At 69.3% G+C, this 17,100-nt stretch carries 17 protein-coding genes; 9 read left to right on the top strand and 8 right to left on the bottom strand.

Annotated features, from left to right (window positions below; genetic code table 11):
- Nucleotides 1–153: 153 nt before the first annotated feature.
- The 3 genes from QNO21_RS09890 to QNO21_RS09880 are packed head-to-tail and all read left to right on the top strand — an operon-like array spanning nucleotide 154 to nucleotide 3,315.
- Nucleotides 154–1,425 (top strand): ABC transporter substrate-binding protein, encoded by a 1,272-nt coding sequence (locus tag QNO21_RS09890; RefSeq protein WP_257517791.1) that lies wholly within the window; start codon nucleotides 154–156, stop codon nucleotides 1,423–1,425.
- Between the two features lie 22 nt (nucleotides 1,426–1,447).
- Complete coding sequence (locus QNO21_RS09885; RefSeq protein ID WP_257517790.1) at nucleotides 1,448–2,395, top strand: carbohydrate ABC transporter permease; 948 nt, start codon at nucleotides 1,448–1,450, stop codon at nucleotides 2,393–2,395.
- Nucleotides 2,395–3,315 (top strand): carbohydrate ABC transporter permease, encoded by a 921-nt coding sequence (locus tag QNO21_RS09880; RefSeq protein ID WP_374211392.1) that lies wholly within the window; start codon nucleotides 2,395–2,397, stop codon nucleotides 3,313–3,315. Before QNO21_RS09885 ends, QNO21_RS09880 begins: the two co-directional genes overlap by 1 nt.
- A gap of 18 nt (nucleotides 3,316–3,333) precedes the next feature.
- On the opposite strand, the gene QNO21_RS09875 is transcribed toward QNO21_RS09880, so the two are convergent.
- The 4 genes from QNO21_RS09875 to QNO21_RS09860 form a co-directional block, all read right to left on the bottom strand.
- Nucleotides 3,334–4,005 carry an esterase/lipase family protein gene (locus QNO21_RS09875; RefSeq protein WP_257517789.1) on the bottom strand — a complete coding sequence of 224 codons (672 nt, stop codon included), beginning with the start codon at nucleotides 4,003–4,005 and terminating at the stop codon, nucleotides 3,334–3,336.
- Nucleotides 4,002–4,739, bottom strand: coding sequence for an alpha/beta fold hydrolase (locus tag QNO21_RS09870; protein ID WP_257517788.1), 738 nt, complete (start codon nucleotides 4,737–4,739; stop codon nucleotides 4,002–4,004). Before QNO21_RS09870 ends, QNO21_RS09875 begins: the two co-directional genes overlap by 4 nt.
- Before the next feature lie 47 nt (nucleotides 4,740–4,786).
- Complete coding sequence (locus tag QNO21_RS09865; protein WP_257517787.1) at nucleotides 4,787–5,143, bottom strand: histone-like nucleoid-structuring protein Lsr2; 357 nt, start codon at nucleotides 5,141–5,143, stop codon at nucleotides 4,787–4,789.
- A 66-nt stretch (nucleotides 5,144–5,209) separates the two neighbouring features.
- A complete protein-coding gene (locus tag QNO21_RS09860) occupies nucleotides 5,210–6,067 on the bottom strand; it encodes a helix-turn-helix transcriptional regulator (RefSeq protein ID WP_257517786.1) in 858 nt (285 codons plus the stop codon).
- A gap of 178 nt (nucleotides 6,068–6,245) precedes the next feature.
- Here QNO21_RS09860 and QNO21_RS09855 point away from each other — a divergent pair, with 178 nt between their 5' ends.
- Nucleotides 6,246–6,596, top strand: a complete 351-nt coding sequence (locus QNO21_RS09855) for a DUF485 domain-containing protein (protein WP_257517785.1) — start codon at nucleotides 6,246–6,248, stop codon at nucleotides 6,594–6,596.
- The gene (locus QNO21_RS09850; protein WP_257517784.1) at nucleotides 6,593–8,209 is read left to right on the top strand and encodes a monocarboxylic acid transporter; all 1,617 of its coding nucleotides are present in this window, start codon (nucleotides 6,593–6,595) and stop codon (nucleotides 8,207–8,209) included. The genes QNO21_RS09855 and QNO21_RS09850 overlap by 4 nt, the downstream gene beginning before the upstream one ends.
- A 61-nt stretch (nucleotides 8,210–8,270) precedes the next feature.
- Here the strand turns inward: QNO21_RS09850 and QNO21_RS09845 are convergent, their stop codons facing one another.
- On the bottom strand, nucleotides 8,271–8,780 hold the full coding sequence (locus QNO21_RS09845) for a methylated-DNA--[protein]-cysteine S-methyltransferase (protein ID WP_257517783.1): 510 nt from the start codon (nucleotides 8,778–8,780) through the stop codon (nucleotides 8,271–8,273).
- Nucleotides 8,781–8,955: 175 nt separating this feature from the next.
- Here QNO21_RS09845 and QNO21_RS09840 point away from each other — a divergent pair, with 175 nt between their 5' ends.
- A complete protein-coding gene (locus QNO21_RS09840; protein ID WP_257517782.1) occupies nucleotides 8,956–12,687 on the top strand; it encodes a DEAD/DEAH box helicase in 3,732 nt (1,243 codons plus the stop codon).
- 190 nt (nucleotides 12,688–12,877) lie between these two features.
- Here QNO21_RS09840 and mscL read toward each other — a convergent pair whose 3' ends face one another.
- Genes mscL through QNO21_RS09825 form a run of 3 tightly spaced genes read right to left on the bottom strand, consistent with a single transcriptional unit; the run spans nucleotide 12,878 to nucleotide 14,288 of the window.
- Entirely contained in the window at nucleotides 12,878–13,288 is a 411-nt protein-coding gene (gene mscL, locus QNO21_RS09835; protein ID WP_257517781.1) for a large conductance mechanosensitive channel protein MscL, read from the bottom strand.
- Nucleotides 13,289–13,320: 32 nt separating this feature from the next.
- The gene (locus QNO21_RS09830) at nucleotides 13,321–13,671 is read right to left on the bottom strand and encodes an FmdB family zinc ribbon protein (RefSeq protein ID WP_257517780.1); all 351 of its coding nucleotides are present in this window, start codon (nucleotides 13,669–13,671) and stop codon (nucleotides 13,321–13,323) included.
- A gap of 20 nt (nucleotides 13,672–13,691) precedes the next feature.
- Nucleotides 13,692–14,288 carry a 5-formyltetrahydrofolate cyclo-ligase gene (locus QNO21_RS09825; RefSeq protein WP_257517779.1) on the bottom strand — a complete coding sequence of 199 codons (597 nt, stop codon included), beginning with the start codon at nucleotides 14,286–14,288 and terminating at the stop codon, nucleotides 13,692–13,694.
- Between the two features lie 66 nt (nucleotides 14,289–14,354).
- On the opposite strand from QNO21_RS09825, the gene galU reads away from it, so the two are divergent.
- The 3 genes from galU (at nucleotide 14,355) to QNO21_RS09810 (ending at nucleotide 17,039) form a co-directional block, all read left to right on the top strand.
- The gene (galU, locus tag QNO21_RS09820) at nucleotides 14,355–15,239 is read left to right on the top strand and encodes a UTP--glucose-1-phosphate uridylyltransferase GalU (RefSeq protein WP_257517778.1); all 885 of its coding nucleotides are present in this window, start codon (nucleotides 14,355–14,357) and stop codon (nucleotides 15,237–15,239) included.
- Between the two features lie 20 nt (nucleotides 15,240–15,259).
- Nucleotides 15,260–15,886 (top strand): GNAT family N-acetyltransferase, encoded by a 627-nt coding sequence (locus tag QNO21_RS09815; RefSeq protein ID WP_257517777.1) that lies wholly within the window; start codon nucleotides 15,260–15,262, stop codon nucleotides 15,884–15,886.
- 85 nt (nucleotides 15,887–15,971) lie between these two features.
- On the top strand, nucleotides 15,972–17,039 hold the full coding sequence (locus tag QNO21_RS09810; protein ID WP_257517776.1) for a SepX/GlpR family protein: 1,068 nt from the start codon (nucleotides 15,972–15,974) through the stop codon (nucleotides 17,037–17,039).
- Nucleotides 17,040–17,100: the final 61 nt, after the last annotated feature.

The raw sequence follows: 17,100 nt of genomic DNA, 5'->3' as shown, positions 1-17,100 counted from the left end.
CGCCCCCGCTCAACGGCCGGTGCAGGCTTGCGCGGGAATGGTAGACCTCTGGCGGGCGCGACTCAATCACTGTCCGCGCCGGTGGCCATGTGCTTGCATCAGCGCAAGCGTTTCCCCAGGGCGCTGCGCAACGAGGCGGCGGAAGGACGACGGATGCCTGTTTCCACACGGTCGACGAGGCGCACACGCCGAGCGATCGGCGCCACCCTCACCGCGGCGCTCGCCGTGACCCTCGCCGCCTGCGCCGGCGGCAGCGGCCCCACCGAGATCCGCTTCCACCTCAGCAAGCCCGAGGCGATCCCGTACTTCCGGGAGCTCATCTCGGAGTACAACTCCTCGCAAGACGACGTGCGCGTCGTCTTCGACACCTCGTCCAACCTGCAGGCCGGGTTCTTGCGCGGCAACCCGCCCGACCTCGGGCTGCTCAACTACAACATGGAGATGGCCCGCTTCATGGAGCGCGGCGCCCTCAGCGACCTCAGCGACATGCCCGAGGCCGACCGCATCCTCCCCGAGGTGCAGGACCTCGTCGACCAGTACGCCACCTACCCCGGCCGCACCAGCGTGCTGCCGTACTCGGTGATGGCGGCATCGGTCATCTACAACCAGGAGATCTTCGAGCAGCAAGGTCTCGAGGTGCCGCAGACGTGGGATGAGCTGAAAGCGGTCTGCGACCAGCTGCTGGATGCCGGCATCACTCCGTTCTACGCGACCTTCAAGGACCCTTGGACGGTGGGGCAGGGATGGTTCGACTACACCGTCGGCGGCTCGGTCGACGTCGCCGGTTTCTTCGAGGAACTGAACGAGCTGGGCACCGACGTCGGCCCTGACTCCGAGGTGTCGTTCGCGACCACCCTCGCCGAGCCCGTCGAGCGCATGACCGAGCTGACCTCCGCCTACGTCAACCCGGATGCCGCCAGTCGCGCGTACGGCGACGGCAACCTCGCCTTCGCCAACGGCGAGGCGGCGATGTACCTGCAGGGGCCGTGGGCGTTCGGCGAGATCGCCAAGACCAACGACCAGATGCAGCTGGGCACGTTCCCGCTGCCGATGACCGACGACCCAGACGACCTGCGCGTGCGCGTCAACATCGACCTGGCGGCGTGGATCCCCGAGGCATCCGCCCATCAGCAAGAAGCACGGGACTTCTTGAGCTACCTGTTCGACCAGGAAGTGATGGACGAGTACAACGCCGCCTTCCTCGGGTACGGCACCACCACCGAGGCTGCGCCGGTGACCGACGAGCGCATCGTCGGCATGAAGGAGTACTACGATTCGGCGCGGTTCTACCAGGGGCCGTCGAAGGCGATCCCGCTGACCATCCCGACCGACAACTACATGCAGGGCATCGTGACCGGAGCGGATCCCCAGCGCATGCTGCGGACGCTGGATGCCGATTGGGCTCGACTGGCGCTGCGCCAGTAGCCCGGGCCGAAAGGGGAGACAGATGGCATCCACGACGGTGACGGCGGGAGCACCTCCCGCGCTCAGAGCGCGCGGCCGCGGCGCCGCGAATGTGAAGGTGAAGGCCCGCGCCAAGCGCAAGGTCGACGGGGTCTACTACCTCTTCCTGCTGCCGAGCCTGATCCTCTTCACGCTCGCGATCACGCTGCCCGCGGTGATCGGCATCTTCTTCAGCTTCACCAACTCGATCGGCTTCGGCGACTGGGAGTTCATCGGGCTGATCAACTACATCGCCGTGTTCAGCGACCCGGCGATTCTGCAGAGCTACCTGTTCACGTTCTTCTTCGCCATCACCACCGTGATCGTGGTGAACGTGGTGGCGTTCCTGCTCGCGGTGGGCCTCACCTCGAACATCCGGCTGAAGACCGGGCTGCGGGCGGTGTTCGTCATTCCGATGGTGATCTCGGGCATCATCATCGCCTACGTCTTCAACTTCCTCTTCTCCAACTCCATCCCCGCGCTGGGCGAGGCGTGGGGGATCGGCTGGCTGAGCCAGAGCGTGCTGGCCAACCCAGACCTGGCGTGGCTGGCGATCGTGATCGTCGCTTCTTGGCAGGCGATTCCCGGAACGCTGCTCATCTACATCGCCGGACTGCTCTCCATTCCCGGCGAGGTGTACGAGGCGGCGTCCATCGACGGCGCCGGCAAAGGCCAGCAGATGCTGCGCATCACCCTGCCGCTGGTGGCAGGGTACGTCGTCATCAACGTGATCCTCGGGTTCAAGAACTTCCTTAACGCCTACGACATCATCGTTGGCCTCACCAACGGTGGCCCGGGAACGGCGACCCGCAGCATCGCGATGACGATCTTCACCGGGTTCTCGGGCGGCGACTACGCCTACCAGATGGCCAACGCGACGCTGTTCTTCCTCATCGCCGTCGTGCTCTCGCTGCTGCAGCTGCGGCTCACCCGCGGAAGGAACGTGTTCTGATGTCCTCCACGCAGATCTCCCTGGCCGTCGAAGACGTCAACGCCGAGCGCGTGCTCGACGGCGACAGTCCCCGCAAGAAGCCCGCCGCCCGCCAGCGGGGGGAGCGGTGGAACTGGTCGGGCACCGTCATCCTCATCCTCTGCGCGCTCACGGTGCTCGTGCCGCTGTACGTCACGGTGTCGATGGCGTTCAAGACGAGGTCGCAGTCCGTCGACGGCAACGCGTTCTCGCTGCCGGCGCCGTTCAGCATCGACGGCTTCGTCGAGGCGTGGGAGCTGACCGACTTTCCCCGCGCGTTCCTCATCTCCGCGCTCGTGACCGCCTTCACCGTCGCCGGCACGGTGCTGCTGGCGGCCCTCGCGTCGTTCGCGATCTCGCGCAACTGGGACCGCAAGCTCTTCCGCTACTCCTTCTACTACCTGCTCGCGGCGATGTTCCTGCCGTTCCCCGTCGTCGCGCTGCCGCAGATCCAGCTGACGGGGCTCACCGGGCTCGACAATCCGGTCGGGGTGACGATCCTGCACATCATGTTCCAGCTGAGCTTCAGCATCCTGCTCTTCACCGCGTTTCTGCGCTCGATCCCCGCCGAGCTCGAGGAGAGCGCCCGCATCGACGGCGCCAGCACCTGGCAGACGTTCTGGCAGCTGATCTTCCCGCTGCTGGCACCCATGAGCGCCACGGTCGGCATCTTCGCCTTCCTGGCGTCGTGGAACGACTTCATGATGCCGTCGCTCATCATCTCGGACCCCGGATCGCAGACGCTGCCGGTGGTGCAGAACATCTTCCAGACCCAGTTCAGCAACAACTACAACGTCGCTTTCGCCTCGTACCTCATGGCCATGGCGCCGGCGATCATCGTCTACCTGTTCACCCAGCGGTGGGTGGTGGAGGGCGTGACGCAGGGGGCGGTCAAGGGCTGAGGATGCCGCGGGCAGTTGTCACCGCGCCCGGGCGAGCAGCGTGAACTCCGCGAGCACCCGCGGGTGGGCGAGGATGCGGAAGTGTCCGCCCGTCTCGAGCTTGACGTTCTTCGCGCCGGCAAGTTCGCTGCCCCCGGGGATGTGCGGGTCGAACCGGCCGTAGACCGACACGATGCGGGAGTTGACCGTCTCTTGGCGGGCCAGCGCCACGATCGTGGCATCCATCGGGGAGAAGATGCGCAGGGTGGGCGGGAGCATCAGCAGGGCGTAGCGGGAGCCGCCGAAGGGCGTCGAGACGGCGAGCATGCTGCGCACCCGGTCGGCGGAGGGGCCGATCATGACCTGCTTGCCGATGAGGCCGCCCTTGCTGTGGGCGACGATGATCACGTCGTGGAGGTTCTGCTCAGTGAGGTACGCGGTCACCTGCTCGGCCGCCTCGACCACGGGGCGTTCGTTGCGGTGCAGGGCATCCAACACGTGCACCGGATGCCCGCGCTCGTGGATCGCCGCGACGAGCGGCTGGAGGAACTTCCAGGTCTCGTAGATTCCGGGGAGGACGACCACCGGCGTGCGCTCGCCGCTGAGGAACGATTCGGGATGGGTGCGGTTGAACAGCGCCCGTATCTGCCACGCCGAAGCGTATGCGTAGTCCCGCACCCACCAGGCGGCAGCCTTCGCGGCGTCGATCACACCGCCGCCGGCACGCCGATATGCGCCACGATGGCCGACGCCACGGCTTTGGGTGCGGTGCGATGCGCCACGTGATGACCGCCGGGGATCATCACCACCGCGGCGTCGCGCGCGCGGGCTGCCAGACGGCGACACCAGGAGAGGCCCGCGATCGGGTCGTGCTCGCCGCGGATGATCAGCAGAGGCGCGGCGAGATCGCCCACGCGCTGCTCGATGGGGTAGCTCACCATGTGGCGCACCTGCGCGAGGTAGTACGGAACGCCGCAGCGGAGGTAGTCGGTGAACACGATGGCGTTGGTGATCGGGGACTCACCGAGGGTGTCCAGCGCCAGCGTGCCGGCCTGCGCGGGGACGGTGCGGTGACGGTCGTCCGAGACGGGGCCGATCACGACGACGCCGGCGACGGACTCGGGGCTCTGGCAGGCCGCCTCGACGACCCACTGCGCACCCATCGAATGCCCCACCAGCACCGCAGGGGCGATGTCGAGAGAATTCACGACCGAGGCGAGTTCGGCAGCCATTTCGGCGACGTCGACATCATGGTCGGGCTTGGGCATGCCGCCGTAGCCCGGCAGGTCTATCGAGAAGACGGTGCCGTCCGCCGCCAGTACATCGTGCAGCCGAGTCAGATAGCGGTGCGACATTCCGATGCCGTGAACGAGCACCATGGGCGGTCGAGACACCGACGACGGCGTGCCGCTCGCGACCACGCGGAAATGCAGCGAACCGCGCACAATTCGCTGCTCGGTGCGCGCCGGAGAAACGCCCCGCGTCACGCCGATCAGTGGGCGGCTTCGTAGGCCTCGATCACGGCGGCCGGCACGCGGCCCCGCTCCGAGACGGTGTAGCCGTTCGCCTTGGCCCATTCCCGCATCGGGCCATAGTCGTTCTGGCCGGTGCGGCGGCGCTTTCGTCCGCCGTTGCTGCCGGCGGACGATGCTCCGCGGCCGCCCGAGACGCGACGCCCCGCCGACACGTAAGGCTCGAGAGCATTGCGCAGCGCCTGGGCATTTTCGTCGGTCAGATCGATCTCATAAGCGATGCCGTCCAGCGAGAAAAGCACGGTCTCACCCGAGCCGACCTCGAGTTCGGTTCCGTCGAGGTCGTCGACGAGCTGGTGCACAATTCTGCGGGCCATGCGCACACCATACTGTCGATAAGGCCTTTTGCGACAGGCCCCGTCCCATTCTCATGATGTGTGTTATCAGGGCAGGATTCCGACGCGCCGCGCGCGCGTCACAGCCGCGTGACGGGTGGAGGCGTCGAGCTTCGACATCGCCGAGGCGAGGTACGACTTCACCGTCCCCTCTTTCAGCCCGAGCGTCGTCGCGATCTCGGCGTTGGTCGAGCCGAGCGCGCAGCAGGCCAGCACGTCGACTTCGCGCGGCGAGAGCGTGGATTCCACCCGCTCAGCGGGGCGGTTGCCGTCGGCCGAGAGGGCCGCCAGCCGCTTCTCGAGCTGTGTGAGCCGGTTGCGCAGGCCGGCATCCTGCACCGACGCGGCGATGCTGCGCAGCTCGGCGTAGCTCTCCCGGAGCTCTTCGCGCGCTGCCGTGGGCAGCCGCGCCGCGGCCTCGGTGGTGGGTGAGAGCGCCAGTCGACGACGCACCTCGTCTCGCACGCGCAACTCGGTCGACAGTGACTCGGCGGCCGCGAACACCGGCCGTGACACCACGTCGCCGACGGGGGAGCGCTGCCAGGAGCCGCAGTAGATGATGCCTCGCGCACGGCCCGACACCATCACCGGTACGGCCAGAAGAGTTGAGATGCCTTCGCCGAGGATGGCGCGGTCGTAATCGTGGGTGATGCTGCGGCTGGTGCGGTAATCCAGTGCCAGGCGGGGGCGACCCTCGACGAAGGAGGCTCCGCCCAGACCTTTGCTGGCCTGCACCACAAGCCCTTCGATGCTGCGCGTGCGTGCGCCGGCGATGGCCGAGACGTGAATGGCGCCGGAACGTTCGAGGCCGCCGAAGACGACGGGGAATCGGGTGCGGCGCGAGAGGTCGCCGACCGCACGCGCTATCAGTTGGTCATCTGTGTCGAATCCGGTTTGTGCTGCCACGCACTACCTACTTCCGGGGGTGACGGCGCCATCGCCGACTTTCGTAGCGTCGACGCTATCACGCGGCGGGGGGCAGATCCCGGGCTCTCCGTGGGTTGTGAGACCCCTCGCGAGGGGAAGCCCCGCACAGGCGCGGAGCTCCCGAGCGGACAGCACGAGTGGCAAGGAGGCCGCACAGATGACCGCACGACCCAACGAGACCGCCCCGCCGGGCGCGATCGACTACGTCGCGGTGGAGGACTCACCGCAATTCCGCAATCTCAAGCGCAGTCAACGCAGTTTCGTCTTTCCCTTGGCCGTGGCGTTCCTCGTCTGGTACTTCGTCTACGTGCTGCTGTCGTCCTTCGCGACCGACTTCATGAGCCAGCGCGTCTCGGGGGACATCACGGTGGGCCTGCTCTTCGGCCTGGGGCAGTTCGTGACCACGTTCGCGATCACCATGACCTATGTCTGGTATGCCAACCGCAAGCTGGACCCTCAGGCGACGGCGATTCGTGAGCAGCTGGAGAAGCAGGAGGCGGGGGCATGAACGAGATCTTCGGCGCGATCGACGCCGCGGTGCAGACCGCGGAGAACAACCCCATCCTCAACATCTCGATCTTCGGCGCGTTCGTCGCGGTGACGCTGTTCATCGTCATCAGGGCGAGCCGCAACAACAAGACCGCGGCGGATTACTACGCGGCGGGGCGCTCGTTCACAGGACCGCAGAACGGGTTCGCCATCTCGGGCGACTACCTCTCGGCGGCATCGTTCCTTGGAATCTGCGGCGCCATCGCCATCAACGGCTACGACGGCTTCCTCTACTCCATCGGCTTCCTGGTGGCGTGGCTGGTCGCTCTGCTGCTGGTGGCGGAGCTCATGCGCAACACCGGCAAGTTCACGATGGCCGACGTGCTGTCGTTCCGTCTCAAGCAGGCTCCGGTGCGCATGGCCGCGGCCATCACGACCCTCGCGGTGTGCTTCTTCTACCTGCTCGCGCAGATGGCCGGCGCCGGCGGTCTGGTGTCGCTGCTGCTGGGCATCGACGACAGGATCGGGCAGTCGATCGTGGTCGCCGTCGTCGGCCTGCTGATGATCCTCTATGTGCTCATCGGCGGCATGAAGGGCACCACGTGGGTGCAGATCGTCAAGGCGTTCCTGCTCATCGGTGGCGCGCTGGGCATGACGATCTGGGTGCTCGCGCTCTACGGCTTCAACTTCAACTCGCTGCTCGAGGCCGCCGTGGCCGCGTCGCCGGCGGGCGAGGACGTGCTCGGCCCCGGCCTGCAGTACGGCGCCAACCCGTGGGACTTCATCTCCCTCGCGCTGGCCCTGGTGCTCGGCACGGCGGGTCTGCCGCACGTGCTGATGCGGTTCTACACGGTGCCGACCGCCAAGGAGGCGCGTCGCTCGGTGGTCTGGGCCATCTGGCTGATCGGTCTGTTCTACCTGCTCACCCTCGTGCTGGGCTACGGCGCCGGCGCCCTGGTCACGCCCGAGGTCATCGCCGCCGCTCCTGGTGGTGTGAACTCCGCAGCCCCGCTGCTGGCGCTGGAGCTCGGCGGACCGATCCTGCTCGGGTTCATCTCGGCGGTGGCGTTCGCGACGATCCTCGCGGTCGTCGCCGGGCTCACCATCACCGCGGCAGCCTCGTTCGCCCACGACATCTACGCCAACGTGGTGAAGAAGGGCAAGGTCGCACCCGACGCCGAGGTCAAGATCGCTCGGCGCACGGTGATCGTGATCGGCGTGCTGTCGATCCTCGGTGGCATCGGAGTGCAGGGCCAGAACGTGGCGTTCCTCGTGGCACTGGCCTTCGCGGTCGCCGCCTCGGCGAACCTGCCGACGATCCTGTACTCGCTGTTCTGGCGCAAGTTCACCACGCGCGGCGCGGTGTGGAGCATGTACGGAGGCCTCGCCGCCGCCGTCATCCTCATCTTCCTGTCCCCGGTCTTCTGGGGCACGGAGACGAGCGTGTTCAAGGACACCGGCCCCGCGATCTGGCCGCTGAACAACCCGGGCATCGTCTCGATCCCGCTCGGGTTCTTCCTCGGCTGGCTCGGAACGGTGACCTCCAGCAAGAAGGAGGACCCGCGGCTGGCAGCCGAGATGGATGTGCGCTCTCTCACCGGCTTCGGTGCGGAGAAGGCCACCAACCACTGACGCGACCGCGTCGATTGAGCGGCCCCGGGCGATGCCCGGGGCCGCTCTGCATGCGGGCGGCCTACTCGCCCGCCGCAGCTTCGAGGTCGAGCAGGAACCGCTTGACGCCGGGGTGGCCGCCATACTCGCCGATCGAGCCGTCGGAGCGCACCACCCGGTGCACGGGGACGATCAGCGAGAAGGGGGTGCGGGCGCAGGCGGTGCCGACGGCCCGGTGAGCGTTGGGGTGGCCGGCGCCGAGTGCGACCTCGCCGTACGACGCCGTCTGGGCATAGGGGATGCGGCACACCACCTGCAGCGCCTCGCGCATGAATCCCCTGGTGAGGCGCCAGTCGATCGGCACGTCGAACGCGCGGCGCCGACCGGCGAAGTACTCGTCGAGCTCGGCGGTGACCCGGCCGGTCGCGGCGGGATCGCGGTCGGGAACGGCGCCGAGTGCCGCCGACAGGGCGGCGAGCGCATCGCCCGCCGGCCCGTCGATCAGCTGGAGGGCGACGAGGCCCTCATCGCTCATCACGATGAGGGCGTCGCCGACCGGTGTCGGGTGCACCGAGTACGCGCTGGAGGTCATAGGCCCATCCTGGCCGCGCGTCTGCGGCTGCGGAGGGCATGGGGCCCGATCGGGGGATGGGCCGCCCGTATTCGCCGCGGGGGAGGAAGCGCCGATAGCCCGGCGTGTCGGGCAATACCGCGAAACTCGGGTGCATGTCCGGCCGCAGCGGCGCGGTCGGCTTAGTCTGGCTCGTGTGTGGCGAGGAGACGGCAGTGCGACGGTGGATGCCGCGGAAGCGGATCGTGCCGCGTCTGTGGCGCCCGGCGATCTCGGCGTGGCCGACCCCGGTGTGACGGTGACGCACGTCGCCGAGGGCGAGCGGGCACGACTGAGGCATGAGGCGGCCCGCCTGGGCGGACGGTCCAGCCTCCTTCACTACGTCGACGCCGGCGACGCGGGCATCGAGATCACCAAGGCCCATCCGGGAAGCCTGCCGCAGTTCATCACCGGTCGCTCGACCCTGCTGTCGAACCTGTTCCGCGACGAGGTGGCCCTCCGCGGCGCGCGGCTCGCCGCCGAGCGCATCACGGCGCGCGACGTCGAACTGCGCACGGCGCGTGGCCTCGACACCGTGAACCTGGCCGTGGGCCTGGCCACCTGGCGCATGGGCGGGCTCGCCTGCAGCGCCCCGGTGCTGCTGCGTCCGCTGGCGATCCGTCGGCATCACAGCGACTTCGAGCTGAAGCTGCACGGCTCGTTCACGATCAACCCCGAGCTGGTGCGTGCCGCCCGCACACACTTCGGCATCGAGCTCGACGGCCGGGCGCTCGCCGCGCTCGCGTATGACGGCGGCGTGTTCAAGCCGCAGCCGGTCATCGACCATCTGCGCGCCCTCACCGCGCGCATCCCCACCTTCACGGTGCAGCCTCGGCTGGTCGTGTCGACCTTCGCCGACGTCGGCTCGGCGATGGAGACCGACCTCGCCCGCCTCGACCACCCGGTGCTCAACGCGCTCGCCGGCCACGCCGCCGACCGTGAGCAGCTCACCGCGGTGCGCACGGTGCCGCCCATGCTCGGTGCCGACGAGCGCTCGCCCACCGCCGACACGCTTCTGCTCGATGCCGACTCCGAGCAGGAAGGCGTGCTCGCCCGCATCGCGGCGGGGCAGTCGCTCGTCGTGCACACCCTCCCCGGCACCGGCGGCACGCAGACCGTCATCAACGCCGTCGGTTCCCTGGTGCAGGAGGGAAAGCGGGTGCTCGTCGTCAGCGCCCGCCGCTCGACCCTCGAGGGCGTGCGCCACCGTCTGGCCGGGATCGGTCTGCCCGGTCTCGCCGTCACTCCTCGGCAGCTTCACCGCGACCTCGTGCGGGCGATCGCCCGCAACGAGAAGGCCGAGCAGCCCAAGGTCGCCGACATCGACGACGCGCTCGTGCGTCTGCGCAGTGTGCTGCGCGACTACCGCGGGGCGCTGACGACCCGGCATCCGACCATCGGCGTCTCACCGCTCGAGGCGTTGCGCACGCTTACGACGCTGGCCGCGCGGGATCCGCAGCCCTCGACCAGCGCGCGGCTGGATCTCACGACACTGGTGCGACTGTCGACCCGGCGAACCGAGGCAGGCGCCAAGCTCGCGGCGGCCGCCCGGCTGGGGGAGTTCCGCTTCGGCCCCGACGACTCGCCGTGGTACGGCGTCAGCTTCGCCACGACCGAAGACGCCCGCGGCGCGCACGCCCTCGCCTCGCGGCTGCAGCGCACCGATGTGCCCTCGCTGCTCGAGCGGGGCTACGAGCTGATCGGCCAGACGCGCATGCGTCCGTTCCAGACCGTCGCCGAGCTCGGCGGCTACCTGCGACTGCTGCAGGGCATGCGCGACTCGCTCGACCGATTCAGCCTGACCGTCTTCGAACGGCCGCTCGCGGAGTTGATCCAGGCGCACGGCAACCGTCGCGACGCGCCGGAGATGACCGGGGCGAACCGCCGACGGCTCAAGAAGCTGGCCCGCGAGTACGTGCGCCCCGGGATGCACGTCACCGACATGCACGCGGGGCTGCTGCGCGTGCAGCAGCAGCGCGCCGAATGGCAGCGCTACGTCGAGCCGGGCGTGCTGCCCGAGGTGCCGCTGGGACTTGCCGACGTGCACACCGCGTGGCAGCGCGTCGACGCCGACCTGACCGCGCTCGACGCGGTGCTCGGCCGCAGCGCCGTGCAGTCGCTCACCCACATGCCCATCCCGCAGCTGCTGCGGACGCTTGCGAGCCTCGCAGCCAAGTCGGACGTGTTCGACAACCTCGTCGAGCGCGCGACCCTGCGCACCGAGCTCGCCGAGCTCGGACTCGAGCCCTTGCTGACCGAGTTGTCGGTGCGCCACGTGCCCGAAGACCAGGTGACCGCCGAGCTGGAGTTCGCGTGGTGGCAGTCGGCGCTGGAGCACCTGCTGCGCAGCGACCGTGCGCTGCTGGGCGCGAACACGTCGGTCGTCGATCGCCTGGAGCGGGACTTCCGGCTGGTCGATGAGGCTCACGCAGCGGCATCCGGCCCCCTTCTGGCTGCCCAGCTGGCGACGCGGTGGAAGATCGCGATCGTCGATGAGCCGGTCGAGGCGGCATCGCTCAAGCAGGCGCTGCGCGAAGGCTCCGCCACCGCTGAAGAGCTCACCGGCTACGCGCCGACCCTCATGCGCGCTCTCGCGCCGGTGTGGCTGGCATCGCCGTACGAGATTCCGCAGATCCCGGATTCGCCGCAGTTCGACGTGGTGATCGTGGCGGATGCCGCCGCTCTCAGCCTCGCCGAGGCTGCGCCGGCCCTGCGGCGTGCGCGCCAGGTGGTGCTGCTCGGCGACCCCGTGACGCAGAAGCCCACCCCGTTCCGGGTGTCGGCGGCGCTTGCGGGCGCGGTCGAGGACGACGAGCCGCAGATCGACCCCGACGAGCCCAGCGTCTTCGAGCGTCTGGCGGAGCTGCTCCCGGTCGAGACGCTGACCCGCAGCTACCGCGCCGGCGGCGAAGACCTCGCCGAGCTCGTCAACGACGCCTTCTACGGCGGCGAGATCACCTCTCTGCCGTGGGCGGGTTCGTACCTCGGGCGCGGAAGCCTGGGCGTGGACTACGTGGAGGGCGGTGTCGGCGCGCCCGACCCCGTCACCGGAGCGGTGGAGAGTCCCGACGCCGAGGTCGCCCGTGTGGTCACACTCGTGGTCGAGCATGCCGTCAACCGCGGCTCCGAGTCGCTGATGGTCGTCACCGCCAGCGCACGGCACGCCGAGCGGGTGCGCGCCGCCGTCGAGGCCGCGTTCGCCGGCCGGTCCGACGTCGCCGACTTCCTCTCGCGCGACACCGCAGAGCCGCTCGCCGTGCTCACGCTCGAAGAGTCGGTGGCCGAGAGCCGCGACCGCGTCATCTTCTCCCTCGGCTTCGGCCTGACCCGGCACGGCCGGGTGCTGAGCGACTTCGGTGATCTGTCCACGCCCGACGGGGAGCGGTTGCTCACGGTCGGCATGACCCGCGCGCGGCGGTCGATGGTGATCGTGTCATCGATCCGCCCGTCGGCTTTCGATGAAGGACGCCTCGAGTACGGCGCCGCGACCCTCATGTCCATCCTCGGCGGCATCGCCGCCCGGTCTCGCGAAGCCCGTCTCGAAGACCTCGCCGACCCGCTGACCCTCGCGCTCGCCCGCGAGCTGCGCCGACTGGGCGTCGCGGTGGATGTCGACTACCGGGGACTCCTGCCCCTCGTCGCGCAGCACCGGGGCAAGGCCGTCGTCGCCGAAAGCGACCCCGAGACGATCGGGGAGTCGCTGCGAGAGTCGCTGCGCCTGCGCCCTCTGATCCTCCGGCGCCTCGGCTGGCACTACGTGCGGGTGCACGCGTTCGACCTGTACAGCGACCCGGCCGGTGTCGCCGCCCGCATCGCCGCCATTCTCGGCGTGCAGCCCGAGACCCCGACGGCCGACACCACGACCCAGCCCATCGATGTCATCGAATGAGCGTCAGCACATTCAGCGCGTTCCCGGAGCGCGCCGGGCGAAGCTGACCCCGGCACCCGGCACCAGCGCCGAGCCGGTCCCCGCAGACGCCGACGGCCCGGATCCCGCGCCTCCTGTGACGGGGGCTGCGGCATCCGGGCCGAACGACGAGCAGCTGCGCAGGGACGTCCCCCCGCACTGGTGAGGACGGCTACGCGCGCTGCTTCTCCAGCAGGTCGCGGATCTGCACGAGCAGCTCCTGCTCGGTGGGGAGCTTGTTCTCCTCGGCCTCGGTGACGCCGGCCTTGCGCGCCTGGCGCTCCTTCCACCGGTTCATCGGCACGACGAAAACGAAGTAGACGACGAGCGCGACGGCGAAGAAGCTGATGACCGCGCTGATGAGCTCGCCCAGCGGGAAGGTGACCGGCTGACCATAGATGCCGTAGATGGTCGGTCCGGCGATGCCGTCTTGGTTCTCCTCATAGAAGAGAGCGACGATCGGCGTGATGATGGTGCTGACGACTGCGTTCACCAGGGCGGTGAACGCGCCGCCGATGACGACCGCGACGGCCAGATCGATGACATTGCCGCGCATGATGAAATCTTTGAAGCCCTTGATCACGAGGACTCCCTTCGTCTCGCCGGCCACGCCGGTCAGGAACCCGCCGCGGCGGGGGAGGCGGATGCCCCTGAAGACGATGATGACGAAGAAGAGGTCGATGCGGTAGACGAGGAGCTGGCAGCGGCATCCTTCTTGGGCTCGCTCTTGCCGCCGCTCTTGCCGCCGCCGTTGCCGCCGCCGTTGCCGCCGCCGGAGCCGCCTGCGGCGGCCCGAGAGTCGGTGCGGTAGAAGCCGGAGCCGTTGAAGGTGACCCCGATCTGGCCGTACTCCTTGCGCAGCACGCCGCCGCACTCGGGGCACTCGGTCAGTGAAGGATCGGTGAAGGACTGGACGGCATCGAAGCGGTGGCTGCACTGCTTGCAGGCATACGCGTAGGTAGGCATGGTGTTCTTCCTCGGGGGGATCAGTGGCGGTCGTGCGCGAGCACGACGGTCTGGGTGGGGGTGACGACGCCGGTTACGGGCTGGTCGTGAACGTCGCGGGGCACCTCGTCGAGCAGCTCCGCGTCGAAGACCACGGCGTACACCGGCGGGCAGCGTTCCATCGAGCCGATCGTCTTGTCGAAGTATCCGCGACCCCAGCCCAGGCGCATGCCGGAACGGTCGACGGCGGCGGCGGGGATGATGAGCAGGTCCACGTCGCCCACGGCGATGGGGCCGAGCAGCTCGCCGACGGGCTCGGGCAGTCCGAACAGTCCGTGGGTGACGTCGCCGTCGGGCGTGGCGACAGCCCAGTCCAGCAGTCCATCGGTGCGGGTGACGGGAAGCAGCACCCGGACGCCGCGCTCCACGGCCGCGTTCACGAACGACCGGGTGCCCGGTTCGGTGGGCGTGGAAAGGAAGCACGACACCGAGCGTGCGCCGGTGCGGTCCACGAGAGCATCGAGCTGCGCGCGCACGCCTTCTTCTGCGGTTTCGCGAGCCTGATCGCTCAGCTGCTGCCGGCGCTCGCGCAGCTCCGCGCGCAGTGCACGCTTGGCGTCATCTATGCCGTCGGACATGGACTCGATTCTAGGTCGCACCAGGGCATGTCCCGGCGCATTGGACGCCACCGATACACTGACGGCATGCCACTGCCCTTCAAAGCCGTCATTCCCGCGGCCGGACTCGGTACCCGGTTCCTGCCTGCCACCAAGGCCATGCCCAAAGAGATGCTGCCCGTGGTGGACAAGCCCGCGATCCAGTACGTCGTGGAAGAGGCGACGCAGGCCGGCATCCAAGATGTGCTCATCATCATCGGCCGCAACAAGAACAACATCGCCAACCACTTCGACCAGATGCCGGAGCTCGAAGAGCGTCTGCGCGCGAAGGGCGACCACGAGAAGCTGAAGAAGGTGGAGCAGTCCACCGACCTGGCGGACATCCACATGGTGCGCCAGGGTGACCCCAAGGGACTGGGCCACGCCGTGCTGCGCGCGCGTCGCCACGTCGGGGACCACCCCTTCGCGGTGCTGCTCGGCGACGACCTCATCGACGAGCGTGATCCGCTTCTCACCCGCATGATGGAGGAGCACGAGCGCACCGGCGCCGCCATCGTGGCGCTCATGGAGGTGGAGCCGTCGCAGGTGCACATGTACGGCGTCGCGGCGATCGAGCCGACCGATGACGACGACATCGTGCGGGTGACCGGCCTCGTTGAGAAGCCGAAGGCCGAGGATGCCCCGTCGAACTACGCCGTGATCGGCCGCTATGTGCTGGCCCCGAGCGTCTTCGCCATCCTCGAGCACACCGAGCCGGGCAAGGGCGGAGAGATTCAGCTGACCGACGCGCTGCAGGAGCTCGCTACGGCCCCCGAGGGTCCCGGCGTGCGCGGTGTCGTGTTCCGCGGTCGCCGGTACGACACCGGCGATAGGGTGGACTACATCAAGGCCATCGTGCAGCTGGCGAGCGACCGGGACGACCTCGGTCCGGAGCTGCGTCCCTGGCTCAAGGACTTCGCGGCCAACCTCTGACGCCGCGCCGAGGGGGATGCGTGGAACTTTCGCCCCGCGAACACGGTCCCATCTCGATCCGGATCGTGCGCCCGCGTGATGCGCGGACGCTGCAGAACGAGCTGATGGAGAACCGCGCCTGGCTGCGGCCCTGGGAGGCGACGAGTCCTGACGGACCGACGTCGTTCGACATGCGGCTGGGCGTCAAGCGCCTGCTGCAGCAGTATCGCGACGGGCTCGGCGTGCCCTTCGTCATGGAGCACGCGGGCGAGGTCGCGGGGCAGCTGAACGTATGGGGCATCGCCCGCGGCTCGCTCGCCTCGGCCACCATCGGCTACTGGGTCAGCAAGCGGTTCGCGGGCCGCAACATCACGCCCACCTCCGTGGCGCTGGCGACCGATGTGTGCTTCACCGAGTTGGGGCTGCACCGCATGGAGATCTGCATCCGGCCGGAGAACACCGCGAGCCTGCGCGTGGTCGAGAAGCTGGGGTTCCGGTACGAGGGACTGCGGCGGCGTTTCATCCACATCGACGGCGACTGGCGCGATCACTACACCTTCGCGCTGGTGCGCGAGGAGGTGCCCGAAGGCGTGCTGCGGCGGTGGATCAACGGGGCGGCGCCCCAGGATGCGGCCGCCATCCCGCCCGCGGACCGGCTTTCGAGCTGAACTTCACCTTCTTGTTGAAGGAGAGAGTCCGACACGCGCACGGATGCGCGGCCTGTGAGGGTCGCGGTCGCATACCGTGGTCGGCATGGGTGGGCAGGTATTGGGCGGCGGCGTGATCGTCGCCGTCGTGGTGGGGCTGTGGTTGGTGTACCTGCTGCCGTCCTGGCACAGCCGCCATCAGTACGAGGCCGCGGAGCGCAATGCGCTGCGCCTCGGTCGGGCGATGCGTGTGCTGGCAGAGACGAGCGAGGCGCCCGAAGAGGTGCGGCTCGAACTGAACGCCCGCACCGCACTCACCCAGCAGCGACTCGCCAAGCGGGTCGAGGCGGAACGCGCCAGCGCCTCGTTGGAGGTGGCGCGCGCCGAGCTCGCCCTCGCCCGTGAGAAGGCTCGCGTCGACGCCGCTGCCGCCAAGGAACTCGCTCGCATCGAAGCCGAGGCCGCGCGCGAGCAAGCGCAGGCGGCCGCCGAGCAGGCCCGTGCCGAGGCCGAGGCCGCGCGCGAACGTGCCCGTGCAGACGCAGAGACGGCTCGCGCCGACGCGGCAGCCGCTCGGGAGCGCGCCCGTGCCGCCGCTGCTGCAGCCCGCGCCCTGCCGGCCGCCCGGCGCGCGCGTGCCCGTCGCCGCGCCCGCCTGGTGACGACGATGGTCGGTCTCGCCGGCTTGCTCGCCGCATCGTGGGGTGCGGTCGAACTGGTCCTGTGGGGCGCTCAGACGCTGCTGTGGGTCGGGGGAGCGGTGGTCGCCGCTTCGGGACTGCTGCTGCACCGCATGGCGCGCGTGGGCTCGCGCGGGGTCGCGGTCGCCGCCGTGGCCGCGGAGGTGCGCCACGTGGCCACCGCGCACGTGCAGGATGTCTCGCTGGTCGACGAACGCGCCTGGACGCCGCGCGAGCTGCCCCGCCCGCTCACGGCATCCGCCGGCTCGCGTGCCGCTGCCGCCCTCGATGCCGCTGCCGCGCACGACGCGCTGCGCCAGGCGGCTCTGGAGGAGTCGATGCGGGAGCGCGCCGAGCGCGCGGCACCCCCGTCGATCGTCGCCGCCCGCGCCGCCCGGACCGCGCAGGCTTTCACCGGCACCGCGGCATCGGCCGACGCAGACATCGAGGCGCACGTGCGCGATCTGCTGCTCCGCCGCGCCTCGGGCCAGTAAGGACTTCTCCTCCTCTCGTTAGCTCGTCGGGTGGCGGGCGGCTTGCGGGTGGCTTGCGGGT

The organism is Microbacterium sp. zg-Y818, from assembly GCF_030246905.1.
Classification (GTDB): Bacteria; Actinomycetota; Actinomycetes; order Actinomycetales; family Microbacteriaceae; genus Microbacterium.
Note: the sequence above shows the minus strand (reverse complement) of the source record. Positions and strands in the feature narration are given on the sequence as shown.

Excerpts from the sequence above, each read along its gene's own strand:
- QNO21_RS09880 (WP_374211392.1), top strand. The coding sequence starts at position 2,395 with ATGTCCTCCACGCAGATCTCCCTGGCCGTCGAAGACGTCAACGCCGAG.
- QNO21_RS09865 (WP_257517787.1), bottom strand. The coding sequence starts at position 5,143 with ATGGCCCGCAGAATTGTGCACCAGCTCGTCGACGACCTCGACGGAACC.
- QNO21_RS09850 (WP_257517784.1), top strand. The coding sequence starts at position 6,593 with ATGAACGAGATCTTCGGCGCGATCGACGCCGCGGTGCAGACCGCGGAG.
- QNO21_RS09845 (WP_257517783.1), bottom strand. The coding sequence starts at position 8,780 with ATGACCTCCAGCGCGTACTCGGTGCACCCGACACCGGTCGGCGACGCC.
- QNO21_RS09885 (WP_257517790.1), top strand. The coding sequence starts at position 1,448 with ATGGCATCCACGACGGTGACGGCGGGAGCACCTCCCGCGCTCAGAGCG.
- QNO21_RS09830 (WP_257517780.1), bottom strand. The coding sequence starts at position 13,671 with ATGCCTACCTACGCGTATGCCTGCAAGCAGTGCAGCCACCGCTTCGAT.
- QNO21_RS09855 (WP_257517785.1), top strand. The coding sequence starts at position 6,246 with ATGACCGCACGACCCAACGAGACCGCCCCGCCGGGCGCGATCGACTAC.
- galU (WP_257517778.1), top strand. The coding sequence starts at position 14,355 with ATGCCACTGCCCTTCAAAGCCGTCATTCCCGCGGCCGGACTCGGTACC.
- QNO21_RS09810 (WP_257517776.1), top strand. The coding sequence starts at position 15,972 with ATGGGTGGGCAGGTATTGGGCGGCGGCGTGATCGTCGCCGTCGTGGTG.
- QNO21_RS09825 (WP_257517779.1), bottom strand. The coding sequence starts at position 14,288 with ATGTCCGACGGCATAGATGACGCCAAGCGTGCACTGCGCGCGGAGCTG.
- QNO21_RS09890 (WP_257517791.1), top strand. The coding sequence starts at position 154 with ATGCCTGTTTCCACACGGTCGACGAGGCGCACACGCCGAGCGATCGGC.